At 73.1% G+C, this 25,689-nt stretch carries 29 protein-coding genes; 14 read left to right on the plus strand and 15 right to left on the minus strand.

Annotated features, from left to right (window positions below):
* Positions 1 to 27: 27 nt before the first annotated feature.
* The 4 genes from AB0M46_RS08140 to AB0M46_RS08155 form a co-directional block, all read right to left on the minus strand.
* Positions 28 to 1,089 carry a lysylphosphatidylglycerol synthase domain-containing protein gene (locus tag AB0M46_RS08140; RefSeq protein WP_363333705.1) on the minus strand — a complete coding sequence of 354 codons (1,062 nt, stop codon included), beginning with the start codon at positions 1,087 to 1,089 and terminating at the stop codon, positions 28 to 30.
* Positions 1,090 to 1,300: 211 nt separating this feature from the next.
* Complete coding sequence (locus AB0M46_RS08145) at positions 1,301 to 1,615, minus strand: antibiotic biosynthesis monooxygenase (protein ID WP_363333707.1); 315 nt, start codon at positions 1,613 to 1,615, stop codon at positions 1,301 to 1,303.
* Between the two features lie 89 nt (positions 1,616 to 1,704).
* Positions 1,705 to 2,748, minus strand: a complete 1,044-nt coding sequence (locus AB0M46_RS08150; protein ID WP_363333709.1) for a CU044_5270 family protein — start codon at positions 2,746 to 2,748, stop codon at positions 1,705 to 1,707.
* Positions 2,690 to 3,346: an RNA polymerase sigma factor gene (locus AB0M46_RS08155; RefSeq protein WP_363333711.1), complete on the minus strand. Its 657-nt coding sequence runs from the start codon at positions 3,344 to 3,346 to the stop codon at positions 2,690 to 2,692. The genes AB0M46_RS08150 and AB0M46_RS08155 overlap by 59 nt, the downstream gene beginning before the upstream one ends.
* Positions 3,347 to 3,578: 232 nt before the next feature.
* Here AB0M46_RS08155 and AB0M46_RS08160 point away from each other — a divergent pair, with 232 nt between their 5' ends.
* From AB0M46_RS08160 to AB0M46_RS08195, 8 genes are all read left to right on the plus strand, one after another.
* Entirely contained in the window at positions 3,579 to 3,920 is a 342-nt protein-coding gene (locus AB0M46_RS08160; protein WP_363333713.1) for a metalloregulator ArsR/SmtB family transcription factor, read from the plus strand.
* Positions 3,917 to 4,390, plus strand: a complete 474-nt coding sequence (locus AB0M46_RS08165) for an SRPBCC family protein (protein ID WP_363333715.1) — start codon at positions 3,917 to 3,919, stop codon at positions 4,388 to 4,390. Before AB0M46_RS08160 ends, AB0M46_RS08165 begins: the two co-directional genes overlap by 4 nt.
* 2 nt (positions 4,391 to 4,392) lie before the next feature.
* A complete protein-coding gene (locus AB0M46_RS08170) occupies positions 4,393 to 4,857 on the plus strand; it encodes a DUF6069 family protein (protein ID WP_363333717.1) in 465 nt (154 codons plus the stop codon).
* Positions 4,858 to 4,967: 110 nt separating this feature from the next.
* Positions 4,968 to 5,243 carry a hypothetical protein gene (locus AB0M46_RS08175; protein WP_363333718.1) on the plus strand — a complete coding sequence of 92 codons (276 nt, stop codon included), beginning with the start codon at positions 4,968 to 4,970 and terminating at the stop codon, positions 5,241 to 5,243.
* A 49-nt stretch (positions 5,244 to 5,292) separates the two neighbouring features.
* Positions 5,293 to 5,433 (plus strand): hypothetical protein, encoded by a 141-nt coding sequence (locus AB0M46_RS08180; protein WP_363333720.1) that lies wholly within the window; start codon positions 5,293 to 5,295, stop codon positions 5,431 to 5,433.
* Positions 5,434 to 5,588: 155 nt separating this feature from the next.
* The gene (locus AB0M46_RS08185) at positions 5,589 to 6,170 is read left to right on the plus strand and encodes a PadR family transcriptional regulator (protein WP_363333722.1); all 582 of its coding nucleotides are present in this window, start codon (positions 5,589 to 5,591) and stop codon (positions 6,168 to 6,170) included.
* Positions 6,167 to 6,892, plus strand: coding sequence for an ABC transporter ATP-binding protein (locus AB0M46_RS08190; protein ID WP_363333724.1), 726 nt, complete (start codon positions 6,167 to 6,169; stop codon positions 6,890 to 6,892). The genes AB0M46_RS08185 and AB0M46_RS08190 overlap by 4 nt, the downstream gene beginning before the upstream one ends.
* The gene (locus tag AB0M46_RS08195; protein ID WP_363333726.1) at positions 6,889 to 9,345 is read left to right on the plus strand and encodes an FtsX-like permease family protein; all 2,457 of its coding nucleotides are present in this window, start codon (positions 6,889 to 6,891) and stop codon (positions 9,343 to 9,345) included. Before AB0M46_RS08190 ends, AB0M46_RS08195 begins: the two co-directional genes overlap by 4 nt.
* Before the next feature lie 53 nt (positions 9,346 to 9,398).
* Here the strand turns inward: AB0M46_RS08195 and AB0M46_RS08200 are convergent, their stop codons facing one another.
* Entirely contained in the window at positions 9,399 to 9,890 is a 492-nt protein-coding gene (locus tag AB0M46_RS08200) for a DUF3995 domain-containing protein (protein WP_363333728.1), read from the minus strand.
* 355 nt (positions 9,891 to 10,245) lie between these two features.
* Here AB0M46_RS08200 and AB0M46_RS08205 point away from each other — a divergent pair, with 355 nt between their 5' ends.
* A complete protein-coding gene (locus AB0M46_RS08205) occupies positions 10,246 to 10,425 on the plus strand; it encodes a hypothetical protein (RefSeq protein ID WP_363333729.1) in 180 nt (59 codons plus the stop codon).
* Between the two features lie 147 nt (positions 10,426 to 10,572).
* On the opposite strand, the gene AB0M46_RS08210 is transcribed toward AB0M46_RS08205, so the two are convergent.
* A complete protein-coding gene (locus tag AB0M46_RS08210; RefSeq protein ID WP_363333731.1) occupies positions 10,573 to 13,317 on the minus strand; it encodes a carbohydrate-binding protein in 2,745 nt (914 codons plus the stop codon).
* Between the two features lie 135 nt (positions 13,318 to 13,452).
* Between AB0M46_RS08210 and AB0M46_RS08215 the strand changes: the two genes are divergently transcribed.
* A complete protein-coding gene (locus AB0M46_RS08215) occupies positions 13,453 to 13,665 on the plus strand; it encodes a hypothetical protein (RefSeq protein ID WP_363333733.1) in 213 nt (70 codons plus the stop codon).
* Between the two features lie 35 nt (positions 13,666 to 13,700).
* Here the strand turns inward: AB0M46_RS08215 and AB0M46_RS08220 are convergent, their stop codons facing one another.
* Positions 13,701 to 14,768, minus strand: a complete 1,068-nt coding sequence (locus AB0M46_RS08220) for a HAMP domain-containing sensor histidine kinase (protein ID WP_363333735.1) — start codon at positions 14,766 to 14,768, stop codon at positions 13,701 to 13,703.
* Positions 14,769 to 14,783: 15 nt separating this feature from the next.
* A complete protein-coding gene (locus tag AB0M46_RS08225) occupies positions 14,784 to 15,188 on the minus strand; it encodes a response regulator (protein WP_363333737.1) in 405 nt (134 codons plus the stop codon).
* Positions 15,189 to 15,316: 128 nt separating this feature from the next.
* On the opposite strand from AB0M46_RS08225, the gene AB0M46_RS08230 reads away from it, so the two are divergent.
* On the plus strand, positions 15,317 to 16,066 hold the full coding sequence (locus AB0M46_RS08230) for a histidine kinase dimerization/phospho-acceptor domain-containing protein (protein WP_363333739.1): 750 nt from the start codon (positions 15,317 to 15,319) through the stop codon (positions 16,064 to 16,066).
* A gap of 15 nt (positions 16,067 to 16,081) precedes the next feature.
* On the opposite strand, the gene AB0M46_RS08235 is transcribed toward AB0M46_RS08230, so the two are convergent.
* Complete coding sequence (locus AB0M46_RS08235; protein WP_363333767.1) at positions 16,082 to 16,279, minus strand: hypothetical protein; 198 nt, start codon at positions 16,277 to 16,279, stop codon at positions 16,082 to 16,084.
* Between the two features lie 125 nt (positions 16,280 to 16,404).
* Here AB0M46_RS08235 and AB0M46_RS08240 point away from each other — a divergent pair, with 125 nt between their 5' ends.
* On the plus strand, positions 16,405 to 17,664 hold the full coding sequence (locus tag AB0M46_RS08240) for an NYN domain-containing protein (protein ID WP_363333741.1): 1,260 nt from the start codon (positions 16,405 to 16,407) through the stop codon (positions 17,662 to 17,664).
* A 98-nt stretch (positions 17,665 to 17,762) separates the two neighbouring features.
* Here AB0M46_RS08240 and AB0M46_RS08245 read toward each other — a convergent pair whose 3' ends face one another.
* The gene (locus AB0M46_RS08245; protein WP_363333743.1) at positions 17,763 to 17,963 is read right to left on the minus strand and encodes a DUF1918 domain-containing protein; all 201 of its coding nucleotides are present in this window, start codon (positions 17,961 to 17,963) and stop codon (positions 17,763 to 17,765) included.
* A 51-nt stretch (positions 17,964 to 18,014) separates the two neighbouring features.
* The gene (locus tag AB0M46_RS08250; protein WP_363333745.1) at positions 18,015 to 18,701 is read right to left on the minus strand and encodes a TetR/AcrR family transcriptional regulator C-terminal domain-containing protein; all 687 of its coding nucleotides are present in this window, start codon (positions 18,699 to 18,701) and stop codon (positions 18,015 to 18,017) included.
* Positions 18,702 to 18,731: 30 nt separating this feature from the next.
* On the opposite strand from AB0M46_RS08250, the gene AB0M46_RS08255 reads away from it, so the two are divergent.
* Positions 18,732 to 20,417 (plus strand): hypothetical protein, encoded by a 1,686-nt coding sequence (locus AB0M46_RS08255; protein WP_363333747.1) that lies wholly within the window; start codon positions 18,732 to 18,734, stop codon positions 20,415 to 20,417.
* A gap of 210 nt (positions 20,418 to 20,627) precedes the next feature.
* On the opposite strand, the gene AB0M46_RS08260 is transcribed toward AB0M46_RS08255, so the two are convergent.
* The gene (locus AB0M46_RS08260; protein WP_363333749.1) at positions 20,628 to 21,653 is read right to left on the minus strand and encodes a substrate-binding domain-containing protein; all 1,026 of its coding nucleotides are present in this window, start codon (positions 21,651 to 21,653) and stop codon (positions 20,628 to 20,630) included.
* 118 nt (positions 21,654 to 21,771) lie between these two features.
* Between AB0M46_RS08260 and AB0M46_RS08265 the strand changes: the two genes are divergently transcribed.
* The gene (locus tag AB0M46_RS08265) at positions 21,772 to 24,021 is read left to right on the plus strand and encodes a glycoside hydrolase family 3 N-terminal domain-containing protein (RefSeq protein WP_363333751.1); all 2,250 of its coding nucleotides are present in this window, start codon (positions 21,772 to 21,774) and stop codon (positions 24,019 to 24,021) included.
* A 94-nt stretch (positions 24,022 to 24,115) separates the two neighbouring features.
* Here the strand turns inward: AB0M46_RS08265 and AB0M46_RS08270 are convergent, their stop codons facing one another.
* The 3 genes from AB0M46_RS08270 to AB0M46_RS08280 form a co-directional block, all read right to left on the minus strand.
* Positions 24,116 to 24,343, minus strand: coding sequence for a DivIVA domain-containing protein (locus AB0M46_RS08270; protein ID WP_363333752.1), 228 nt, complete (start codon positions 24,341 to 24,343; stop codon positions 24,116 to 24,118).
* Between the two features lie 118 nt (positions 24,344 to 24,461).
* On the minus strand, positions 24,462 to 25,382 hold the full coding sequence (locus tag AB0M46_RS08275; RefSeq protein ID WP_363333753.1) for an acyl-CoA desaturase: 921 nt from the start codon (positions 25,380 to 25,382) through the stop codon (positions 24,462 to 24,464).
* Between the two features lie 62 nt (positions 25,383 to 25,444).
* Positions 25,445 to 25,689: hypothetical protein (locus AB0M46_RS08280; protein WP_363333755.1), on the minus strand; the 245-nt coding region annotated here is incomplete at its 5' end.

The raw sequence follows: 25,689 nt of genomic DNA on the forward strand, positions 1-25,689 counted from the left end.
GAAGGGGGATCTCCTACTCCGGCAGGCTCAGGCGGCGAGGCGCCGGCCCAGCAGCCACAGGGCGGTGGCGAGGCCGCCGACGGGGATCTCGGCGACGAAGACGAAGGCCCGGTAGAGCAGCACCCCGGCGAGCGCGTCGGTGGGGTCGGCGCCGAGGGCGATCAGCACCGCGATCGTGCCGGCCTCGACCACCCCGGCCCCGCCGGGCGTGATCGCGGCCACGGTCAGCAGCCGCTCGGCGACCAGCGCGGCGAGCACCACCGTCATCGGCAGGTGCACGTGGATCGCGGCCAGGCAGAACCACAGCAGCGCGCCCTGCAGCACCCAGTAGCCGGCCATGCCCCAGCTCAGCTCCGCCCAGCGGCGGCGCACCAGCCGGTCGGTGCCGTCCAGCAGTGCGGCGGTGGCCGCGGCCCAGCCCGGGGAGGCGTCCGGGCCACCCGCCGCGGACCGGGCGCGGCGGGGTCGGCGGGTCCAGAGCCGCTCGGCCAGCGAGACCAGGCGCAGCAGCGGCGCGGCCCGGCCCAGCAGGGCGGCCACGACGAGCAGCCCGGCGCCGGCGCTCAGCGCCGAGCAGCCCAGCCACAGCAGGCCGTGCCCGAGCGGGCCAGCGTCGGCCAGCAGCAGCAAGGCGACCGCGACGAGCGGCATGACCAGCTTCGCGACGAGGTCCCAGGCCTTCGACACGACCACGAACCGGGCGAACTCCAGCCCGGTGTGGCCCCAGCCGCGGACCATGCCGAGGTTGAGCGCGGTGCCGGCCACCCCGCCGAGCGGCAGCACGTTGGACACGGCGCTGCCCGACAGGTTGAGCGTGAGGGCCCGCCGGTGCGACAGGCCCGGCAGCGAGGCGGTGAGCACGGAGGTGTGCACCACCAGCCCGAGCAGCCACACCACGCCCAGGAAGATCGGCCAGCGCCAGCCCAGGTTGGCGATCAGGTGCCAGGCCTGCGTCCAGGAGGCGCCGAGCGCGGACAGGTGCATCGCGGACCAGATGACGACGGCGACGCCAACCAGCAGCAGGGCAGCGCGCCGCCCGCGCCCCTGGGCCGGTTTGTCCGAGGTGTCCTTGCCGTCCGTTTCGCCCATCCGATCCCTCCCCCGTGCGGTCACCCGACTTCGAGTCGCTCAAGGTCGCAGACGAAAGCTGAGGGGAAGCTGAAGAGCAGCCCGAACACGATTCTGCGCCGATGACAACCAAATCCGCGGGTGAATCGCTCAGGCTCGCGGCGGCGTGATGCTCTCCCGGGTGCACTCACGGTGACGGGTGAGTCGTAGCGCTCGCGGCCCGCCGCGAGCGCTACGAGCCCTGAAGGTCGACGGCCACCTCGTGGTGGCTGACCCGCTCGTCCCAGCGGCTCAGCGCCCGCCGTGCGGTCTCCTCGACGACGGCGAGGTCCGGATCTTCCCCGGCGAACCCGCGCACGTCGTCCATGCTGCCGAAGTACGTGACCGAGGTGAACAGCACCTCATCCCCGTCGGCGCAGCGCAGCAGCCGGGCCCCGCGAAACCCCGGCACCCGCCCGAGATGCTCGGCAACCTCGGTCTCGTAGTGCCGCTGATAGTCGTCGGCCGTCGCCGCCGGCGCCCACCCCCGCCACACCCGCGCGATCATCGACGCTCCCGCATGTAGGTGATCCCGGGGCGACACTACAGCGTGATGACGACCATATGACGACCGTCCCGGTGGCCTTTCGCTCGGGGCTACGGAACCTGGCCGGCCCGGTCGACAATCGCATTTTGCAACGCGGCGCTGCCCCCGAGGAGGTCGCCGCGCTTGTGCCCGTCGACATCGGCGACGGCCACCGTCTGGTACCCGAGGTACGCGTAGGTGGTCGGATCGAAGATCAGCTGTTGCTGCCAGATCGATGCCTTCGCCGGCGGCGAAGCCCCCGTGGGGTCGGACGCCGGCACCGACAACGCGACCGCGACACCGCGCCGGCCGGCGACGTCAACCACATCGGGCACCACGACCACGCCCGACAGGTGCGACGCGGCCTCGAACACGGCCGCGAGCTGACCCGGCGTCAGGTACTTCTCGCGGATCACAACCCTGATCTCCAGGAATTTGGCGGCATCGCTGTGGTCGTTTGCCTTGCCGCGCAGATACCGCAGCATGTCCGCGGCGTTGGTCGGCACGTCCGCCCGGTATGCGGGATCCACGCTGCAATCCTGGAGCTGGTCCGGGTGTACCTTCCAGTGCTGGTCGACCACCGCGGCCTTGCCGTTGCGGCAGCCGGGCAGCGGGGCCTCCGCAATGATGTCGCTGGCCGGCGGCCCGCCCGGCATCGCGCTCTCCCGCAGCAGGCCGTCGTGCGTCCCGTCGGCCGACAACCAGAGCTGGCGCATCTTCGGCTGGACCGGCCGGATGCGAGCGGGGTTCGTCGGGTACGCGCTGATCGACTGGACATAGACGAACTGGTCCGGCCGGGGTGGCGGCGTCGTGTCCGCGCGCATGTTCTGCGCGGCCCGCAGCAGCAGGTCGCTCGCCGTGAGCACGCCTTCCGTCCGCCTGCCGGACGGCCCGGAACCATCCGGGCCGCCGGCGATCAACGCGACGGCCAACACCGCGACGAGGCCGGCCGAGGTCGCCAGGCTCCAACCCGGCGACAGCCGCCACCGGCGCCGCCGCCGGGGGGCCGGCCCGTCGAACCCGTGCAGCACGCGGTGCCGCAGTCCGGGTGGCGGCTCACCGGTCGCCGGATCGCGTGCGGCGCCGAGATCCTGCAACATGTTCAGGTCGTTCATGGCCCCTCCTCGAAAACGATGGCTGGATTGGCGCCACCCAGCGATGCCCGGACCTTCCGGCGCGCCCGGTTGAGCCGTGACGGACGGTGCCCACCGGGATGGCGAGCGCGTACGCGACCTCCTCATACCTGAGGTCGCCCCACGCGACGAGGAGCAGCACATCCCGGTCCCCTGCGGACAGTCCGGCCAGCGCGGCACTCAGCCGGCCGTGCGCGGCCCGTGCGGTGACCTCTGCGCTGACCCGATCGGCGAGATCGTCGCCCGTGACCTCGGCGAAGCTCCTCGCCAGCATGCGGTTGTGGGCCACTTCGCGGCGCCGCTGCGTCCCGATCTCCTTCGTCAGAATGCCGAACAACCACGGCCGGGCATCCTCGTACGCCACGTTGTAGCGGTCACGGCGGGTGAACGCGGCGGCAAACGCCTCGGCGACGACATCCTCGGCGAGCTGCGCACCCAGACGGCGGTGTGCGTACCGGTACAGCTGTGCCGCATACCGGTCGTACAGGACACCGAACAGCGCCGGATCGCGGCGCGAGGCCTCGATGACCGCCGCATCCGTCGCCTCGTCGGCGGTCACGGACGTCAACGCCGCGGCCATGCACGGCCCGTATGGTTCTTGGCTTCCATCACGTCCCCCACTCCTGCACCGAATGAACCGCATGTTCCACCGATGTATCCGGGTGAACGGCGGAACGGGTTCACGCCGGCCATCCCGCCCCGGGCGGCTCCGGCGCGGAGAGCAGCGCCTACGTGGCCCGTATCGTCCGGCCGGGTTGAGAGTTGGTGGCGGCCCTTGACGAGGGGTCGGGCAGGGTCCAATACTTAGGTACGTGCCTAAGTATCACGACGGGCTCGACCGGATGTTCCACGCCCTTGGCGACGCCAGCCGCCGGGCGATGGTGGAGCGGCTGGCCCGTGGTCCGGCGTCGGTGAGCGAGCTTGCCCGCCCGTTCGACATGGCCCTGCCCAGCGTGGTCCAGCACCTCGGCGTCCTCGAGGCCGCCGGGATCGTGGTGTCCAGCAAGGTCGGCCGAGTCCGGACCTACCAGCTGGCGGCCGACGCGCTCACCCCGGCGGCCGAATGGATCAGCCGGCAGCGCCTGCCCGCCGAGCACCGCCTCGACCGGCTCGCCGCCTTCCTCGACACACCCACCCACAAGGAGACGACATGAATGACACGATCGAACGTAGCCAGACGCACGCGACCTTCGTCGTCGAACGCACGTATCCCGTGCCCGTCGCCGAGGTCTGGCACGCGCTGTCCGACAACGACGCACGGGACCAGTGGTTCGGCGGCGGGCCGGCGTTCGAGGTCGGGCACAAGTCCCACGACTTCCGCGTCGGCGGACGCGCCGTCGAGGAGGGCCAGTGGCACGGCGGCCCGCGGTCGCGGTTCGAGTCCACCTACACCGACATCGTCGACCGGTGCCGCATCGTCTTCACCTACGACATGTGGATCGACGACCGGCACCTGTCCACGTCGCTGACCACCATCGCGGTGGAGCCCGACGGCGACGCCACCCGCCTGACGTACACCGAACAAGGCGTCCACTTCGACGGTCTTGACTCGGTCGAAGGTCGCGAAGAAGGCACCCGGGCCATCCTCGACGGCCTGGCGTCCTTCCTGACCCGGGACCGCTGAGCGTGACCGGCGCCGGCGCCGACCCTTCGCGCAGCCGGGTCGGAACGCCCGCGGGTCGGCTGGCGTTGATCGCCGCCATGCTCGCCGGCCTGCTCCTTGCCAACCTGGCCGTGTACGCCATCGGCCGCGCGCTCGGCGGCGCCTTCACCTACCGGCAGAACGGCGCAGACGTGCGGGTCGACCCGGTCGCGGTCACGGTCATGTCGCTCGTGCCGCTGGTGTCCGGGCTGGGCCTGGTCGCGGCGCTGTCCCGCAAGTGGCCGGCGGCCATCCTCGTGGCGCGCATCGCCGCCCCGGCGCTCGCGGTGGCCACCATCGCGGTGATGACGATCCCGGCCGGATTCGACACCACCAGCGCGGTGTCCCTCGCGGCAATGCACCTGACCACCATCCCGCCAACGCTTATCGCCCTCAATGCGCTCCCGCGCGGTTCCGGCCAGGACACCCGGCGGCTCCCGGCCCGATAGCCCGCGTCGCCGCAGTGCCATCGCGTCCGCCGGTGAGCGGTCCGGCGCCGCCACGCCGCGGTGTCCAGCGGGGCTTGTCCCGGTCGTGCCGTCGTGTGACGCTGAACAGCGTGGCCACCCCGTGGATACTCCTTGCGTTCACGGCCGCGATGACCGTGGCCGGAGCCGCGCTGGCGACCAATTACCGTGACGTCGCCACGAAACACATCCGGGCGGCTCAACGGTGGAGTCCTCGCCTTCGCCGCAAACCCGCCGATCCGGCAGGGTTCGTCCGCCTCGACCGGATGCTCGGTGCGTTCTTCGCCGTTGTCGGGGGCCTGGCTTTTCTCCTGACCGCGATCGACTTGATCGTCGGTCCTGGCCGCTTCATCGGGTACGGCCCCTGACCGTGGGCAGAGCGGGCATCAGGATCTCCCGCGGCCACCGGCGCCGGACGTGACCTTCTGCCCCGACCGCGGCGAGACGAGCCCGGGGCCGGCCGAGCAGTATCCCCTTGTCACCGTCTACAACGCCAACGGCAAGGCGATCGCGTCCGCCCGGATCCAGCCCGGGATCGGCCAGCAGAAGGGCGGCTGATCCTCAGTCGGCGAAAGCCGCCGTCCTTCGGGGTGGTGAGCCACAGCAAGCCGTACGTCTGCGCCGGGCGAGTCTCGAGGCATCGACCGGCCGTCGTGGACGGGCTCGACTATACTCGGTATGCTACGCAGCATGATATCGAGTGTGGTGGCATCATGAGCATCCGGCATGCGTTGCTGGCGCTGCTGAGCGAGGGCCCGAAGTACGGTCTGCAACTGCGCGAGGAGTTCGAGGCGCGCACCGGCGAGGTGTGGCCCCTCAACGTCGGCCAGGTGTACACGACCCTGCAGCGGCTGGAGCGTGACGGCCTGGTCGAGTCCGACGACGACGCCGACCCCGGCCCGCAGAAGGGGTTCCAGATCACCGCCGGCGGCGCCGACGAGCTCGCCGGCTGGCTGCGCACGCCGCCCGACCTCGCGTCCCCGCCGCGCGACGAGCTGGTCATCAAGATCCTCATCGCGGTGCGGCTGCCGGGCGTGGACGTGCACGAGGTCATCCAGGTGCACCGGCGCTACCTGGTCGAGCTGATGCAGCAGTGGACCCGGCTCAAGGAGGAGGAGGGCGACCTCGACCTCGGCCTGGCACTGGTCGTCGACGCCGAGCTGTACCGGCTGGACTCGGTCGTGCGGTGGCTGGACACCGCCGACGGGCGGCTCAAGCGGGCCGCGCTCGAACCGCCGGCCCCGCCGCGGGCCCCGGCACCGCAGATCCGGCGCCGCGCGGGGGTGCGCCGATGAGCTGGGCACTGCAGTTGCGCGGGGTGTCGAAGACGTACCTGGACGGCTCCGACGAGGTACACGCGCTGCACGAGGTCGACCTGACCGTCGAGCCGGGCAAGATGGTCGCGGTCATGGGCCCGAGCGGCTCGGGCAAGAGCACCCTGCTCACCATCGCCGGGGCGCTGGAGACGGCGACCGCCGGCGAGGTCCTGGTCGCCGGGCAGCCGCTCGGGGCGATGTCGCGCGAGGACCGGGCGCGGCTGCGCCGGCGGGCGATCGGCTACGTGTTCCAGGACTTCAACCTGCTGCCCGGGCTCACCGCCGCGGAGAACGTGGCGCTGCCGCTGGAGCTCGACGGCGTCTCCGCCGGCAAGGCGCGCGCCGCCGGACTGCGGGCGCTGGAGGAGCTCGGCCTGGCCGACCGCGCGTCGCGGTTCCCGGACCAGCTCTCCGGCGGCGAGCGGCAGCGGGTGGCGATCGCCCGGGCCGTCGTCGGGGATCGCCGGCTGCTGCTGGCCGACGAGCCGACCGGCGCGCTCGACTCCGCCAACGGCGAGGCCGTCATGCGCATGATCCTGACCGCCTGCAAGCGCGGCGTGGCCGCGGTGGTGGTGACGCACGACGCGCAGCTGGCCTCCTGGGCCGACCGGGTCATGTTCATCCGCGACGGCCGGATGGTCGACCGCACCGGCCCGCGGCCGGGGCCGGACTCGCTGCTCGCCGGGGAGGCCCGGCGGTGAGCCTCGCGGTGCAGGACCCGCCACCGGCGCTCGGCACCGGCCACGGCGGGATGCCCGCGCGCCGCGCCGTGGTGCGCTGGGCCTGGCGGTTGTTCCGGCGCGAGTGGCGCCAGCAGTCGATCGTGCTGGCCCTGCTGCTGCTCGCGGTGGCGGCCACCACCGTCGGCCTCGGCATCGGCGCCAACGCCCCGTCCGAGGCGGCCGTCTTCGGCACCGCCAACCACCTGGTGACCCTGGCCAGCACCGGCACGCAGCTCGAGGCCGACCTCGCCACGCTGCGCAGCTCGTTCGGCACCATCGAGGTGATCGGGCACGAGAAGAAGATCCCGGTGCCCGGCTCGGCGAACGGCATCGACCTGCGCGCCCAGGACCCCGACGGGGTGTACGGCCGGACGATGCTGCGGCTGGATTCCGGCCGGTGGCCGCAGGGCCCCGATGAGATCGCCGTCACCGATCGCGTGGCGACGATCTTCGGTCTGCACGTCGGCGGCACCTGGGACCAGGGCGGCAAGCGGCGGACCGTGGTCGCTCTGGTGGAGAACCCGCTCAACCTGCACGACGCGTTCGCCCTCGTGGCGCCCGGCCAGTCCACCGCGCCGGACCACGCCGACGTGCTCATCCGGGCGTCCAACGCGGACTTCGTCGCGAAGCGGCGGCCGGACGGCGCGCAGATCCAGATCCGCTCCGACGCGCAGGACATGTCCAGCGTGCTGGTGCTCGTGCTGGCCACGATCGGGCTGGTGTTCGTCGGCCTGCTGGCGGTGGCCGGGTTCACCGTGATGGCCCAGCGGCGGCTGCGCGCGCTCGGCATGCTCGGCGCGATCGGCGCCAGCCACCGGCACATCCGCCTGGTCCTGCTGGCCAACGGCGTGGTCATCGGCGGGGTCGGCGCGTTCGCCGGCGCCGTCGTGGGGGTCGCCGGTTGGCTCGCGTTCAGCCGTCAGCTGGAGTCGCCGCTGGGCCACCGCATCGACCGGTTCAACCTGCCCTGGACGCCGTTGCTCATCGCCGTCCTGCTGGCGACCGTGACCGCCGTCGTGGCCGCGTGGTGGCCGGCCCGCGCCGCCGCGCGCATGCCGGTCGTCGCCGCACTGTCCGCGCGACCGGCACCGCCCCGCCCGGCCCGCCGGTTCGCGGCCTTCGGCGCCGTACTGCTGATCCTCGGCCTGGCCTCGCTGTTCATGGCACAGCAGACGAAGGTGCCGTACATCCTCGGCGGCGTGCTGGCCACCGCGATCGCGCTGCTGCTGCTCGCCCCGATCGGCGTCGCCACCATCGGGCGGCTCGCACGCCACACACCCCTGGCGTCCCGGCTGGCGATGCGCGACCTGGCGCGCTACCGTTCCCGGTCCAGCGCGGCGCTGGCCGCGATCGGGCTGGCCGTCGCCATCGCCGCCGTTGTCGCCCTGAGCACCGCCGTCACGGCAGCGAAGGCGGCGGCCCCCAGCGGCAACCTGCCGGCCGACCAGATCGTCGTCTGGCTGTCCCAGGAGCGGATGGACGGGCCGGCACCGATCCTCTCGTCAGCGCAGGCGCAGGCCATGCGGCACCAGGTCGACGCGATCGCCGCCGAGGTGCACGCCACCTCGGTGCTGCCACTGACCGGCGCGGTCGATCCGGACATGCCGCTCGAGCGTGGCGGCCGGCCGCCGGTCGAGCTGGGCAAGCCGCACGCCGCCGGCGACGGATCTGTCGAGTACCCCGGCGACGAAACGGTCCCGATATTCGTCGCCACGCCGGAACTGCTCGCGCACTACGGCATCGACCCGGCGGGCATCAAGGCCGACACCGACCTGCTCACCCCGCGAACGAGCATCGCCGGATACGACCTGATTCCCGGCCGCCCCGTCGACTGGCATCTGATCCTGCAGCACGCGACGCTGCCGAGCTACACGTCGCTGCCCGGCATGCTGATCACGACGCACGGCATGACGCGGCTGCACCTGACGGCAATGCCGGTGGGCTGGCTGATCCACGCGCCGCGGGCGCTGACGGCGGCGCAGATCGACCAGACGCGGCAGGCGGCGATCGCCGCCGGGCTCAACGTCGAGTCCCGCCCGACCGGTGTGGATCAGGCCCGGCTGGCCGACCAGTTCACCGCCGCCGGCATCGCGGTCGCCCTCGGCGTGCTCGCCATGACCGTCGGGCTCATCCGCAGCGAGACGGCCCGGGACCTGCGCACGCTGACCGCGGCCGGCGCCCGGCGCAGGACCCGGCGGGCGCTCACCGCCGCGACCGCCGGGGCGCTGGCGCTATGCGGGGCCGTCATCGGCACCGCCTGCGCGTATCTGGCGCTGCTGGCCTGGTACCACCGGGAGGTGCACTGGCTGGCCCATCCGCCGGTGCCCAACCTGGCCGCGATCCTCGTCGGTCTGCCGATCGTCGCGTACCTCGGAGGATGGCTGCTGGCCGGGAGAGAGGCGCGAGCGATCGCCCGCCAGCCGCTGGACTGACGGGTAGGGATCTCAGCGCGATGGAGTGCCCGGCCCACCGGCGCAGGCGGCGGTCACGCCACCGGCTTGGACGTGCGCCTGCCGGTGCCACCGGCGAGCAGGCCGGCGCCGAGGAGGACACCCCAGACGAGGAACAGCGGATCCCACAGGTAGGCGTGGCCGAGCATCGCCTGCCGGTCGAAACCGCCCTCCGGCCGCAGCGCACCGCCCAGCACGAGCCACGCCGCGACGCAGTTCACCGCGCCGTATCCGGTGAGCACGATGGCGGCCAGCCACGCGAACGCCCGCCACAATCCTGGGCGGGGGAGCGGCCGTCGCGCGGCCGTCAGGGGAATGATCACGACCGCGCATTTCACCGCGGCGACGGCGATCAGCAACATGGCGGCGGCCAGCGGTGCTTCCCGTGCGCTGTCGACTGCCCACTGGCCTACCGTCGGTAACAGCCAGCGACCGCCGAGTGCCCAGTAGAGGCTGAATCCCGCATGTGTCAGGCCTGCGGCCGCGGCTGCCATGAGGAAACGGGCTTCCGTGGGCTGGCCTGGCATGGCTCGATGCTAAGCGACGCGTGTGACATCTCGCCCGGACCGGGTGAGTGGGAGGGTGATTCGTCTGCTCACCCGATCCGGAAGGGATCGGCAGGGGCTGATGCAGCTTACGGTCGGTCCATGCCTGCATCCCTCGTCCGCCCCTACGTGCGGGTCATCCCGATCACCCACGTCGCCCCGGCATACCCCCGCTACTCACCCATCCCGGCCCGCCCCGCGCCGGTGGAGTACCGCCCGCGCCACTCGACGCCGGTGTCCCCGGCCCCGGTGGCGCCCCGGCCCCGGTCCCGGTCCCGCCGCCGGTACCCCAACCCTCGCGTGGGGTGCGCTGCTCGTCACGCTGGCCGCGAGCGGCGTGGCCCTGCGCCCCGAGCCCGTCGCGCAGCTGCAGGGGCACGTGACCACGGCGGAGAGCGGCCACGTGGAGACCGCCATCGTGCCGGCCCCGGCCGACTCCTACCAGGCCGGACTCGCCCCGGCCGACGAGACCCCGGCCGACGAGACCCCGGCGGACCAGGCCCAGCACCGCCCGTGACCGGTATGCCGCGCGGAGCCGGGGAGCCGGCGTGGGACGGGCAGCATGCAACAGCAGCGGGAGATCCTCGACTGGCAGGCCTTCAGCGCGGCCGCGGTGCACCGGCGCGCCACCCACTGGTGGCGACGCGCCGGTGCCGGTGCGGTACTACGCCCAGATCTGGAACTCGGAGAGCTGGGCCGCCGGCCACCCCGTGTTCGCGGTGATCGTCGCCCGCCAGTAGCGCTGGGTCGACGCCGGGAAGGTGATGGTGACGGTGTTGTTCGACGTCGGGTTGAAGGCGTAGCTCGCCGAGGACACGACCGTGGTGAAGTTCGTGCCGTCGGTGGAGCCGCTCAGGGTCAGGGTCTGGTTGCGGGCGCCCCACGACGTGGGCAGTTGCAGTACCACCTTCGTGGCCTTCTGCGCGCTGCCCAGGTCGATTTGGACCCACTGCGGGAACGCGTTGTTGGCGCTCTCCCAGTAGGAGCCCTGGTTGCCGTCGGTCACGTTGCCCGAGCCGTACGTCTGGTTGTGCGACGACTCGGTGGTCGGCCTGCCCGCGGCCAGGTTGGACGGGGGCTGGGTGGTGCCGCCGGAGGTGAACGCCAGGCTGTTGAGGTTCCAGCCGCCGTTGTCCTCGACCAGGGTGAGCACCTGCTGGCCGGCCGGCAGGGTCACGGTCGCGGTGACCGGGGCCCAGGTCTGCCAGCCGCCGGTGGCCGGGAGGTTCACCGCGCCGGTCAGGTTGGCCCCGGACGCGTTGGCCAGGTGCCAGGCGCCGGTCACCGCGGCGGGGGTGGCGACCCGGGCGGTCACCGTGTACTGGCCGGCGGTGGCCACGTTCACCGTGTAGCGGAACCACTGGCCGCCCGAGGTCCAGCCGAGGTTCCAGCCGCCGCCGGCGTCCGAGGTCGGCTCCAGGTCGACGCCGTCGGCGCGGTAGCTGGCGCCGCTGCCGTTGACCGAGGTGACGTTGTAGGCCAGGCCCTGGCCGCCGGTGTCGTAGTTCTCGGCCTGGACCGTGCCGGGGATGGCCGCGGGGGTGCCGCCGTACGGGGCCTGGACCGGGCCGCTGCCGCCCTGCCAGCTGTTGCCGCTCAGGGTGGCCGCGAAGCCGCCGGAGTTGTTGAGGTACGCCGACGCGCCCGCCTTCAGGCCGGTCACGGTGTTGCCGGTGATGGTGGCCGAGCCGCTCGGGGCCGGGTAGAACGGCGGGGCGATCACCACGCCGTTGCGCCACGGCGACGTGACCGTGTTGCCCTGCAGCTGGGTGTTGGTCGACTGCGAGAAGCCGATGCCGTCGTACAGCGAGTCCGTGACCGTGTTGTTGGTGACGTTCACCCGGTCCACCGTGCCGACGTTCTGCCCGTCGCCGCCGTTGCCGATCTGCAGCGCCGGCTGGCCCTGGCTGTAGCCGTTGCCGCCGGAGCGGGCCACGACGTTGCCGTTGACGGTGGCGCCGAGCAGGTCGCTGCCGTTGACGCCGAACCGGCCCGCGCCCAGGCCGATGTACCGGGCGGTGTCGGAGACGAGGTTGTACTCCACGTCGTGCCCGGAGCCGCCGTAGATGCCGATGCCCTTGCCGCCCCACGGGGCCACGATCGTGTTGTGCGTGAACGACACGTTGGACATCGCCGTGTAGTACGTGCGGTTGCCGTTGCCGTCAGTGTTGTAGTTGACCGAGTTGATGGCGATGCCGTCGTCGCCGGTGCCCCGCACGAAGTTGTTCGTCGCGGAGAGGCTGTTGCCGACGGTGCCGTTCAGCGACACGTTGTTGAGGTTGATCCCGTCGGCCCAGATCGTGGTCAGGCGGCTGTTGCGCACCTGCCCGCCGGTCCCGGAGGCCCAGAACCCGGACAGCGTGTGCTGCGTCCAGATGTTGTCGGCGACCCAGTTGGTGCCGGTGGTGTCCATCGCACCGCCGGCCCCGTCGGCGGTGGCCCGGCTGGTGGCGTTGGAGTCGACGTGGAAGTCCTTCACCGTGGTCGACGTGAGCTGGAAGACGGCCCCCAGCGGCGTCGGGTTGGGCAGCGGTACCGCGCGGTAGACGGTGCTGTACCAGGGTCCCGCCCCGGCGATGGTGATGCCCTGCGCGTGCAGCCCGTTCGTGCCCTTCAGGTAGAAGGTCCCGGCCGGGATCCACAGCACCTTGCCCTGCGCCTGCGCCTGGTCGATGCAGCTCTGGATGGCCCCGGTGCTGTCCACGCCCGGGTTGTCGGCGACCGCGCCGCAGGACGTGATCGACAGCGAGTTCGCCGGCTGGGCGATCGGCGCCGGCTGCTCCACGTCGACGACGTCGATGTCGTAGTACGCCGCGGTGTTCGCCGCGTCCTTCTGCAGCGCGAACGTGGCCCCCGCCGCGATCGGCGTGCCGGTCACGAAGGCGCGGGCCTCGTCGAAGAACACCCGCGGGTTGCCGTCGGCCGGGTTCTGGTCGCTGCTGTCGTTGTAGTGGTTGTTGCCCTCGTACACCCACGTCTGCCGCGACGTGAGGTTCAGCGCCTGGCGGTAGGCGCCGTCGACGTACAGGTTGAGGGTGGCGTCGATGCCGCCCCCGCCCGGCGCGTCGGGGATGCTCGCCCGCACGACGATGGCGCTGATCGGGTGCCCGGTGGTGTTGGTCCACTGGACCTTCTGGCCGGGGCCGGCCAGGTGCACGTACGCGTGGCCGGACGCCTCCAGGGCGGGGCTCGAGTACTGCGTGGTCGGCGCCGAGGTGAGCGCCACGGTCGAGGCTCCTCCGGCAAGGGTGCCGGCCTCGGCCTCGAGGCTGGTGAACGGCGTGGTGGCGCCGGCGGTGGTGGCGGCGGAGGCGGGGCTGAGCGGCGCGACGAGCAGCGCGCCGACCAGCCCGGCCGCCCCCACCACCCCGACAGCCCGGCGTCCCGCCCGCATGGACGGTCGTTGCATGGAAACACGTCCTCCTTGTCGCGGCACGTAGCGGCGGCCGCAAGTATTTGCATGCAACGCTGGATTCGCTCGCGCGTCAAGGGTCGTTTCTGCGATCGATCTCGGCAAAATTTTGACGAAACTGGGATTGACGCGTTGATCAGGCGTACTCAGGCATCCGCACGGCCTCCGCGGGCCCTGACCCGGCTGGCCGACCCGGCCCGGTTCCCGGCCATCGCGACCGCCATCGCCGGCGGCGCGATCGACGACGACGCCGAGTTCGACCCGGACGCCGAGTTCGCGTTCGGCCTCACCCGGGTCGTGGACGGAATCGCCGCCCTGGTTGACGGCACGCACCGACAGCAGTGAGATCGGCGCACGCTACGGCGTCGCCGTCGAGGTGCTCAGGCGCGCGGGTCGCCGGGTGCCTCGCGGGGCAGGCGCATTTCGATGGCGCCCCCGTCCGGCCCGGTCGCCATCCGCAGGCTGCCGCCGTGCCGCGTCACCACCGCCCGGGCCAGCATGAGCGCGGTCGAGGTGCGGGCCCCGCCGGTCGCGGTGAAGAGGCGGTTGCTGGTGAGCTGCTCGTGCAGCGGCACCCGGACCAGCCAGCCGTCCGGGCCCGGCGCCGCGGCCACCCGCACCGGGCCGTCGCCGGACGAGGCCACGGCGACCGACAGCAGCCGCTCGGCGAGGGCGTCCAGCCAGGCCGGGTCGGCGGTGATCGGGCCGTCGCCGGGCGCCTGCACGGCCAGGGTGACCGGAGCGCCGCCGGCCTGGCGCGCGTTCCACCGCTCGACGGCGCCGCGCAGCAGGGCGGGCAGGTCCACCGGGCGCAGGTCGAGGCCGACGGAACCCTGCTCGAGGGCGTTGAGGGTGGACAACTCGTCGACGACGTCGCCGATGCGGGCGGCGTTGCGGCGCACGACGTCGAGCAGGCCGGCCATCTCCGGCGCCACCGGCGTGTCCGCCATCAGGTCCAGCATCGTGTTCGTCGAGGTCAGCGGCGTGCGCAGCTCGTGGCACAGCGCCGCGACGAGCTCCGTCTTCTCCGCCACCTTCTCGGCCAGGGCCCGGTTGTGCTCCCGCACCCGCCGGCGGACCCGGGCCTGCAGCGTCACGTCCCGCACCACGAGCACCCGGTCGCCGTCGTCGCCGAGCCGGTGCCAGGCCGCCTGCACGCTGCGCCCGTCCGGCAGCCCGAACTGCTGCGGGCGCTCCGGCGGCGGCCAGGCCAGCGCGGCCGCCGCGGCCCGGGCGTCGCGGGCCACCAGCGCCGCCCCGATCTCGGGCAGCGTCATGCCGAGCGGGTCGGCGAGCCGGCCGTCGCCGGTCAGCCCCAGCAGCGCCGGCAGCGCCCGGTTCACCAGCACGAGCCGCCCGTCGGGGCCGGCCACCGCCACGCCCACGTCGAGCACGCCGAGGACCTCGGCCAGCAGCTCGGGGACCCTCGCCGCCGCGGGCGACGGCATCGCCGGGTCCATCGGTCAGGCTCGCGCCGAGTGCGGCCGGGCGTTGCCCAGCCGGTCCCAGCCGGTCAGGGCGTCGACGCGGGCCAGCAGGTCACCGGCGCCGAAGGGCTTGACCACGTAGTCGGTCGCGCCGGCGCGCAAGCCGTCGGCGACGTCGCCGTGGGTGCCGCGGGCGGTGACCAGCAGGACCGGCGTGCGGGCGGTGGCCGGCTCGGCGCGCATCGCGGCGCAGACCTCCAGCCCGCTGCGGCCGGGCATGGAGACGTCGAGCACGGCCACGTCGGGATGCCGGGCGAGGGCCAGCCGGAGCGCGGCGTCGCCGTCGCCGCACGACAGGACGGTGTGACCGGCGCCGGTGAGCATGAACTCCAGCAGCTCCCGGACCGCGTCGTCGTCCTCCGCCAGCAGCACCGTCGCCATTCCACCAGGCCCTTCGGGTCGGTTGCTTTCCGCCCGACGGTACCGAATCCCATGATCCAGATGCTACGTTCAGCGGGATATACCCGAAACGCCCGATATGCCAGCCGCCGACGGGAGGTTGCCCCTCCATGCCAGCCGCACCCGTGCCCCCGCCCGGCAAGGCCGAGTTCCTGCGGATCGCCTCCCACGAGCTGCGCACCCCGCTGACCTCCCTGCGCGGGTACAGCGAGCTGCTCGTGAGCGGCCGCGCCGGCCCGCTGAGCGAGCAGCAGCTGCGCATGGTGGCGATGATCGACCTGTGCGCCAGCCGGGTGTACGGCATCGTGGAGGACCTCATCGTCCTGGCCGGACTCGACGAGGGCAGCTTCGGCCTGGCCGTCGAGCCGACCCGGCTGGCCCCGCTCGCGGTCCGGGTCGCCGGCGAGCTCGCCACGCGGGCCCGCGCCGCCGGGGTCACCATCGACGTGGCCGTCCCGGACGCCGCCGCCCTCGACGCCGACCCGCGGCACCTGCAGCGGGCCCTGGCCAACCTGCTGTCCGCGGCCATCGCCTTCGCGCCCCGCCAAGGCACCGTCCGCCTGGCCGCCGAGCCCGACCCCGGCGGTTCGGTCCGCGTGGCGCTGCGCTGCCCGCTGGGCGGCACGCCGGCCGGCGAGCAGCGCGCCCTCTACGAGCGCTGCTTCGGACCGGGCCCGGCCGAGCTGGAGGGCATCGGGCTCGCGTTGGTCGTGGTGGCCGCGGTGGTACGGCACCACGGCGGCTCCCTCGCCGTCAGCGCGAGCGACACCGACGTGACGGTGACCGTGATCCTGCCGCCCGCGCCGCCGCCCGACCCGTCGCACGTCGTGCTGCACCGCCGTGCGCCGGTGCGCACCTGACCCGGGCGAACCGGATCAGCTGCCGCCGAGCGAGGCGAAGAAGTCGCCGAAGCCGTTGGCGATGTCGAGGAGGCTGCCGCCAATGGTGGTCACCACGTTGGCTGCGGAGTGCGGCCGGAACGCGATGAAGAACACCAGAAACGCCAGGCCACCCCATCTGAGGATCTTCTTGACCATGGTCGCTTTTTCCTCCCCGTCCAGGACGCCGGGCATTCAGGGTAGCCGTTGAATGACGCTGCGTGAAGTTGCTCGATGCATGATGTGGTATGTCGATCGCAACACACTGAGGCGCATTCACGGGGGGTTCACTCAAGCCCCCGGTAGGGAATCATGGACCCGTGCGGGCGGCCTTCTTCCTCGACTTCGACAACGTGTTCAGCGGACTGTTCAAGCTGGACCCCGAGGTGGCGGTGCTCTTCGCCACCGAGCCGGGGACCTGGCTGCGGCGGCTGTCGAGCACCCTCACCCCGGACGACCCGCGGCGCTGGCTCATCCTGCGGTGTTACCTCAACCCGGCCGGCTGGGTCAACGCCCGCGACGGCGCCGGCGAACCCACGCGGCTGTACTTCTCCCGCTTCCGCCCGTCGTTCGTGCGCGCCGGGTTCGAGGTGATCGACTGCCCGCGGTACAACGCCACGAAGAACGCCGCCGACATCCGCATCGTCGTCGACGCCCTCGACGCGCTGGCCGACGAGGCCCGCTACGAGCAGTTCGTCATCGCGTCCGGCGACTCCGACATGACCCCGCTGCTGCAACGCCTGCGCCGCGCCGACCGGCGCACGATGATCGTCTCCCCGGCCGACGCCGCCGAGGCGTTCACCGCCATCGCCGACCAGCTGCTGGACAGCCAGCAGCTGCTGGCGCTCGTCCAGGGCGAGCCGGTCGACCTCGACGACGAGCCCGACGAGGTCACCGCCGCCGGCTTCGAGGACAACGGCGCCGTCGACGAGGCCCACGAGCGCTTCCGGGCCATCGTCACCGCCGACTACGAGGCCGCCGAGTCCCCGCTGAACATGGCCGCTCTGGCCTACCGGCTGCGCGGCGAGCTCGGCCCGGTGATCGCGGCCAGCGGCTGGCTCGGCTTCGGCAGCTTCGCCCGGGCCGTCGAGGCGCTGAGCCTGCCCGGCCTGCGCATGTCCCAGCACCTGCTGTGGGACGAGGGCCGCCACCCGACCCCGGAGACACCGGCACCCGGCGCCCAGCGCACCGCCCTGCCCGAGCCCGTCGAGCGCCTCGCCGACCAGCTCAGCCTGCCCCGCCTGCCGCAGGCGTGGTGGCCCTCGATCTACGAGACGCTGTCGGCGTACGCCCGCACCCACCGCTTCAACCTGACCCAGTGCACCAGCTGGTCCCGCGACCAGCTGCGCGACGGCGGCGTCCCGGTCAGCCGGGGCGCGGTCGCGTTCGTGGTCCGCGGCACCTCGTTCGGCGGCTCCCCGCTGCACCGCCAGCCCCCGCCGACCCCCGCCGAGATCGGCACCGCCTTCGTCAACAACGTCCTCGCCCGCGCCGAGGCCGCCCAGATCCCCATCAGCGACGAGGAGGAGACGGCCGTGCGGGCCTGGCTGAGCCCCGCCCCGCAGCCTCCGGTCGACTAGCTCCGGCGTGCCGGGACTCCTGCGGGCAGCGGGTCTCGGCCGTGCTCACCGCCGGCGAGGTCGGCGCCGGGCGGCCGGATCGACCGGCCGCCCGGTTCTCAGCGCCGTCCGGTGGGCGCCGGGGGCAGGACTCGGGCGTCGGGTCCGGGGTACACCAGGCCCTCGTGGCCGTCGCGCCAGCGTACGGTGTACGGCGGCGTGTGGTCGTCGCGGCGGACCTTCGTGATGACGCCCTCACGGCGGCCGTCGCCGACGTGCGTGCCCTCGACGATCAGGCGATCTCCGACGTTCGCGTGCATCGCTCCTCCTCGCCTGCGTTGCGGTTCTTGCCCTTCCAGCATGCCCCTCCATCAGGGCAGGCGGGCCTCGATTCCGTCGAGTAACATGGCCAGCCCCAAGTCGAACTGCTCGTCCGGCGGGGCCGGTTCGGGGGCGGACAGCCAGCTGGTGAGCAGCGGCACCGTGCCGTCGGCGGCGGCCAGGTCGCGCACCGTGGCGAAGGCGCCCGGCTCGTCCAGCCGCTCGAAGCGCGCCTCCTGCGCCTCCTGCACGCCGCTGCCGACCACGTGCCGGTCCAGCAGCGCGGCGAACGTGAGCGCGCGGCCCACTTCGACGCCCCGGCCGGTGAGGATGCGCAGCATGCACTCGAGGCGGCGCATCGCGTGCGGTCCGGCCGGTGGGCGGGTGTGCACCAGTTCGGCGTACCAGGGATGGCGTTTGATCATCAACCGCGTCCCGGCGGCGATGTCGTGCAGGGCGGCCCGCCAGCCGGGGCCGGCGGGGTCGGGCAGGAGCACCTCGGCGGCCGCGGCGTCGAGCATGAGGTCCACGAGGCCGTCCTTGTGGTGGACGTACCGGTACAGGGCCATCGGCGTGTAGGGCCCCAGGCGCGCGGCGACCGCCTTCATGGTGAGCGCCGCCGTCCCGCCCTCGTCGGCCAGTTCCATCGCCGCCGCGACGATCTCGTCCCGCCCGAGCCGGCGCTGGCGGGCGGGGGGCGCGGGGAGGGCCCAGACCGGGGGAGTACCTGGTGGCATGGGTCAAATATACGTGCTACACAGAAGTATATGAACGAAACTTTCCGGGTCGGCGTGGTGCGCGGGATCAGCTACGGGCTCTTCGGGCCGCCGGGCGAGTTCGTGCCGCAGGCCCGCGCCCTCGGGGCCGGCCTGGTGCGCGCCTACCTGTACTGGTCCCAGGTCGAGCCGGAGCCGGGCCGCTTCGACTGGACCACCACCGACGCGTTGCTCGCTCAGCTCGACGGCGACGAGGAGGCCTGGCTGACCGTGGTCTCCAGCTCGCCGTGGGCGACACAGCGCCCGGCCACCTTCCTGCCCCCGTCCCCGGCCAAGGACATCGCCGACTACGAGCGGTTCGCCGCGGCGCTCGTCGAGCGTTGCCGGGGCCGGATCCGGTACTTCCAATGCGACAACGAGCCGAGCAACGCCGCCCTGCTGTGGGCCGGCACCGCCGACGCCTACGTCGCACAGCTGCGCGCCCTGCACCGGGCCGTCCACGCCGGCGCGCCCGGTGCCCAGGTGGTCCTGGGCGGGTGCGGGTACGACGTGCTGAGCAGCGCCGAGGGCAGCCCCGAGCGGGCGTTCTTCGACCGCGTGCTCTCCCTCGGCGGGGACGCGTTCGACGCCTTCGACGTGCACCTGTACGGGTCGCCGGAGCGTGTCGGCGACTACGTCGAGCAGGCGCGGGCGATGATGCGCCGCCACGGCTGCGAGCGCCCGCTCCTGGCCGGCGAGCACGGCGGCCCGGTGCTGTTCGAGTTCCCTGAGCTGGAGCCGATCCTGGCCGCGACGTTCGCCGCGCTGCCCGCGGACCCGGCCTCGCTGGCCGCCGAGTCGTCGCCGGAACGGCGCGCGATGGCCGCCCTGTACGCCAGGATGGACGAGCTCCCGCCGCGGCTGCAGATGCTGATGGAGGGCTGCCCGGCGGAGCTGTCGGCCAAGCGCGACCGGATCGCGTGCCGCCAGGTGGTGACGCGCACGGTGCGGGCGCTGGCCGCGGGCGTGACCCGGACCGCGTACTGGAACCTGGCCCCGGAGATTCCGGGCTACCGCGACCGCTACCAGATCATGGACCTGCTGTTCGGCCGCCTGCCGCTGCTGGACTTCGACGGTGACGGGGTGCTGACCCGCCGTCACCCGGCCGCGGACACCTTCGCCCTGCTGGTCGGCGAGCTGGCGGGCGCCACCCGGATCCACCGCGCTGCTGAACCCGCACCGCCCGGTGGCACCGACGCGCTGCGCCCCGCCGGCGACGTGGGCCCGCGCGGCGGCGCCGACCTGCTCGCCCTTGATCACGAGCGGCAACATCACGAGCGGCAACGCGATGGCGGCGGGGAGGCCCTGGCGCCCGGCGGCGAGCGGTCGCGTGGAGGCTGGCTCGACGCGCCCGGGCCCGATCGCGAGCGGCCGCGCAGCGGCAGCGACGGCGCACCGCGGGCCAGCGGCGAGCAGCAGCGCTACGACGCCGGCCCCCACACCTCACGGCCCGCCCACGAGCCGCGCCGTCGATGGGAGGCCTACCGGGTCGAGCGCCCCGGGCGTGGCCCATTGTGGATCGCCTGGGCCGAGGGCGACACGTTCGACGGCGAGGACCAGCCGCCGGTCGAGCTGTCCCTGCCGTGGGACTCGTCCACGGCCGCGGCGGTCGACGCGTTCGGCGTGCCCGTCCCCGTCGAGTGCGGCGGCGGTGTGATCCGCATCGCCGCCTCCGTCACGCCGGTCTTCGTGGGGTAGGGGCCCCACCGGTAGGAGAGGCCGCGCGTGCGCCCGCGGCTCCCGAGCCCCGCCACCACATCCACGAATCCCGCGGCGGCCCGAGCGCCTCTCGAAGGCCCCGTCTCAACTGCGCCGGCGCGGACTCCGGTCGGTGCGGCTACCGATGAACTCACCGTACAACATCGACCAAAACAAGATTATCTACCGTCACGGAACGCGGTCGCCGGGTCACGCGGAGGGTGGCGGCGCCGTCGACTCCCGCACCACCAGGTGCGTGGCCAGTTGAATGTGCGGCGAGTCCGGCGTCCCGCCGCGCGCCAGCGTGTGCAACGTCCGCAGCGCCACCCGCCCCATGTCGGCGATCGGCTGGTGCACGGTCGTCAGCGGCGGCGAGGACAGCTTCGCCGGCTCCACGTCGTCGAAGCCCACGATCGACAGTTCCTGGGGGACCCGCCGGCCCAGCCGCCGGGCCGCCTCGAACACGCCGAACGCCGTGCCGTCGCAGGCGGCGAAGATGGCGGTCGGCGGATCGGGGAGGCGCAGGAGCTCCAGCGCCATCCGGCATCCCGCCTCCGCCGAGAACCCCCCGTGCACCACCAGCGAGGGGTCGGTCTCGATGCCGGCCAGTTCGAGCGCGTTGCGGTACCCGTGCAGCCGCTCCCGCGACGCCGCGATCTGCACCGGCAGCCCCGCGAACCCGATGCGCCGGTGGCCGAGCGCCACGAGGTGCTCGGTGGCCTGGGTGCCGCCGGCGAAGTTGGTCGAGGCCACGCTGGCCAGCCCCGCGCCCATCGGGCCGGTCAGGTCGACGGAGACCAGGTGCAGGCCGAGATCCTCCACGGTGCGCACCTGGCGGGCCGTGAGGGCCAGGGAGACCACGATCACTCCGAGCCGCTTGCGGGCCGCGGTCCGGCTGAGCCACGCGTCGCTCAGCGGGGTCTCGGTCCCGCCGGCCCGGTCCAGCACGTCGACGACGACCTCGACGTCCAGCTCGCGGGCGGCGGTCAGGATGCCGTTGAGCACCTGCAGGGAGTACATGCTCGTCATCGAGTCGAAGACGACGTCCACGGCGGCGTCGGCCAGCGTGTCGCGGGGGCCGGTGCTGGGCACGTAGCCCAGGGCCGTGATCGTCTCCTCGACCTTGCGCCGGGTGCGGGGGTCGACGTTCGGGCGCTTGTTGAGCACCTTCGATGCGGTGGCCTTGGACACCCCGGCCGCCAGCGCGACGTCTTCCAGGGTGACGCGCTCACTCATGAGCCCTCCCTGAAACTGTTTCGTCGCGTTGACAGCACAGTAGGTTACCCATACGGTCGTCACAACAGAAAACGCTCGGAAAAAGTTTCAGCGCAGAGGACGACGGATCGTGGCGACTATGACCGAGAGACTCCCGTACCAGGACGCGGCACTGCCGGTCGGGGAGCGCGTCGACGATCTCGTGGGGCGCATGACCCTGGCCGAGAAGGTCGGTCAGATGCTGCAGCTCGACGCCCGCCTCGACCTCGCCGACGCGGTGCTCACCCGCACCGCGGGCTCGCTGCTGCACGCGTCGCCGGCCCGCATCCGCGAGGCGATGGCGATGGTCGCGACGACCCGCCTGCGCATCCCGCTGCTCATGGCCGACGACTGCATCCACGGCCACGCGTTCTGGCCCGGCGCCACGGTGTTCCCGACCCAGCTCGGCATGGCCTGCTCCTGGGACCCGGAGCTGGTCGAGCGGGCCGCCCGGGTGACCGCCACCGAGATCTCCACGACCGGCCTGCACTGGACCTTCTCGCCGGTGCTGTGCGTGGCCAGGGACCTGCGCTGGGGCCGGGTCGACGAGACCTTCGGCGAGGACCCGTTCCTCGTCGGCGAGCTCGGCGCCGCCATGATCCGCGGATACCAGGGCGACGGCCTCGAGGACACCACCGCGGTGCTGGCCACCGCCAAGCACTTCGCCGGCTACTCCGAGACCCAGGGCGGGCGCGACGCCAGCGAGGCCGACCTCACCCCGCGCAAGCTGCGCTCCTGGTTCCTGCCGCCGTTCCAGCGCGCGGTGGAGGCTGGCTGCGCCACGTTCATGCTCGGCTACCAGGCCATCGACGGCGTGCCGGTGACCGCGAACCGCTGGCTGCTCGACGGCGTGCTCAAGCGCGAGTGGGGCTTCCCCGGCACCCTGGTGACCGACTGGGACAACGTCGGGCGCATGGTGTGGGAGCAGAAGGTCTGCGCCGATGACGTCGAGGCGGCCGTCGTGGCCGTCGAGTCCGGCAACGACCTCATCATGACCACCCCCGGCTTCTTCGAGGCCGCCCAGCGCGCCGTGACGGAGGGGCGCCTCTCCGAGGCGAAGATCGACGCGGCGGTACGGCGCATTCTCCGCCTCAAGTTCGAGCTGGGCCTGTTCGAGAACCCCCGCGGGGCCGACGCCGAGCGCCAGGCGGCCGTCATCGGCTGCGGCCCGCACGCGGCCCTGAACCTCGAGGTGACCCGCCGCTCCCTCGTGCTGCTGCGCAACGACGGCACGCTGCCGCTGCCGGTCGAGGGCGGCCCCCGCCGCATCGCCGTCGTCGGGCCCAACGCCGACGACCCCCACGCCCAGCTCGGCGACTGGGCCGGCGCCTCCGGCCAGGTCGACTGGATGCCGGACGGCCAGCCGCGCGAGACGATCACCACGGTCCTGGACGGCCTGCGCGGCCTCGTCCCGGCCGGCTGGGAGGTCGGGCACGCGCTGGGCGCCGAGATCGGCAGCCTGCAGCCCGACCCGGAGGGCGACTACTTCCCCGACGGCCAGCCCCGCCCGCCGCTGTTCCAGGCGGCCGCCGCCGACCCGGCCGCGATCGCCGAGGCGGTGGCCCTGACCGAGGCCAGCGACGTGGTCGTGGCCGTGCTGGGCGACAACGTGGCCCTGATCGGCGAGGGCAAGTCGACCGCCACCCTGGACCTGCAGGGCGGCCAGGAGGCGCTGCTCGACGCGCTGGTGGCCACCGGCAAGCCGGTGATCGTGGTGCTGGTCCAGGGCAAGCCGTCGACGCTGCCGGCCTCGGCGGCGAAGGCCGCGGCGATCATCGAGGCGTTCAACCCGGGCATGCAGGGCGGCCGCGCGATCGCCGAGCTGCTGCTGGGGATGATCGAGCCGGCCGGGCGCCTGCCGATCTCGTTCGCCCGGCACGTGGGTCAGCTGCCGGTGTACTACAACCAGATCCGCGGCCAGCACGGCTCCCGCTACGCCGACCTCACCCAGGAGCCGCTCTTCGCGTTCGGCGAGGGCCTGTCGTACTCCACCGTCGAGTACTCCGGCCTGACCGTCGCCGACACCGAGGTCCCCGCGAGCGGCGAGATCCGGGCCACCGTCACCCTGACGAACACCGGCTCCCGCCCGTCGCTGGAGACCGTCCAGGTGTACGTCACCGACCTCGTCACCAGCGTGACGTGGGCCGAGCGCGAGCTGAAGGCGTTCACCCAGGTGCTGGTGGCGCCCGGCGAGCGGGTGGACGTACCGCTGACGCTCCCCGCGGAAAAGTGCACCCTGGTGACCGCCGACAACCGCCGCGTGGTCGAGCCGGGCCGCTTCGAGCTGCTCGTCGGCCGCAGCTCCCGCCCCGCCGACCTGCTGCGCGCGCCCTTCACCATCACCGGCTGAGCCGCGGCGAGCGCCTGATCCGCCGGCCCGTTCCCGGGCGCGGCGGATCAGGCGTCGTCCTCGGCCGCGACGCCGGCCCGCGGCCGCGGCAGCGTCAGGTCCGGTCGTCGGGGCGGCCCTTGGCGATCCGGCGAAGGTAGTGGTCGACCTCCCGGCGGTTGTACCCGCGCAGCGTCACCCGGAAGCTGATCGCCTGGGCGTCGGCCTGCGCCCTGGCCCGCCGCGCAGGGTCGTCGGATGCGATAGCATCGTTGGCCTTCTGGACGAACGTGTCGACCTCGGCCCGGTCGTAACCGTGGAACTCGGTCGTGAACTGCGTCATACGTGCGAGTCTGCGCCTTCCCGGATGCAGCCGCACCACTCGCCTCGCGCAACATCCGCGGCGGGCGGCTGACGGACGCGCGCGGAGCACGCGGCCCGCTGATGTGCACGGCCTCGGATCAGGCGGGGCGGGCGGCGATGCGGGCCAGGCGCTCGCGGGTCGGCCAGCGCACGTCCCAGGCCCACCCGGCCTTCTCGAAGAGCCAGATCAGCCGGGCCGAGATGTCGATCTGCCCGGGCAGCACCCCGTGCCGGGCCGAGGTCGGGTCCGCGTGGTGCAGGTTGTGCCACGACTCGCCCATGCTGAGGATGGCGAGGGGCCAGAAGTTGGCGGAGCGGTCGCGGGCCGCGAAGGGCCGGTCGCCGATCATGTGGCAGACCGAGTTCACCGACCAGGTCACGTGGTGCAGGGCCGTCACCCGGACCAGGCCCGCCCAGAAGAAGGCGGTCACCGCGCCCTCCCAGGTCCAGCTGATCAGGCCGCCGAGGACGGCCGGCAGCAGCAGCGTGACGATGGTCAGCGGGCCGAAGAGGCGGTGGACGATGCGTATGTCCCGGTCGGCCAGCAGGTCGGGGGCGAAGCGCTCCTGGCTGGTCAGGTCGCGCTCCAGCACCCAGCCCAGGTGGGCGTGCCAGAAGCCGCGGGCCAGGGCGAGCGGGCCGGTGCCGAACAGCCACGGGGAGTGCGGGTCGCCCTCCTTGTCGGAGAAGGCGTGGTGGCGGCGGTGGTCGGCCACCCAGTGCAGGATCGGGCCCTGCACGGCCATGCTGCCGACGACGGCCAGGGCGATGCGCAGCGCGCGCTTGGCCTTGAAGGCGCCGTGGGTGAAGTACCGGTGGAAGCCCACCGTCGCCCCGAGGCACGTCACGGTGTAGAAGGCGGCCGCCAGGATGACGTCCAGCCAGGCCAGCCCCCAGCCCCACGCGAGCGGGACGGCGGCGAGCAGGGCCAGGAACGGAACGATGACGAACGCGTAGACCGCGACGTGCGCGGGGATGGGGCGCTTGCGGCCGAGGATGGGCTTCACCGCCGTGGTCATGGCCGGACCGTAGCCGGCGGTCATGGCTGGCACCCCGCGGGAAGGATGCCAGCCCACGACGTTCAGATGACGTGATTGGCGACGAACAGCCCGTCCGGGTCCGCGGCGCGGCGCACGTCCTGCAGGCGGCGCCAGGTGGCCGGGTCGAACGCCCGCGAGGTGTCGACCTTCGTCTCGGCGAAGTTGAGGTACTCCCGCCCGTTCGCCCACGGCCGGCCGATGTGCTCGTCTTTCCGGCCGTGCGTATGTTGCGAGTCCTGATACGTCGGGCGCGGGCCATAAGTTGGGCGCTCCGCGTTGCCTGGGG

It is taken from the genome of Dactylosporangium sp. NPDC051485 (assembly GCF_040682015.1).
Taxonomy (GTDB): domain Bacteria; phylum Actinomycetota; class Actinomycetes; order Mycobacteriales; family Micromonosporaceae; genus Dactylosporangium.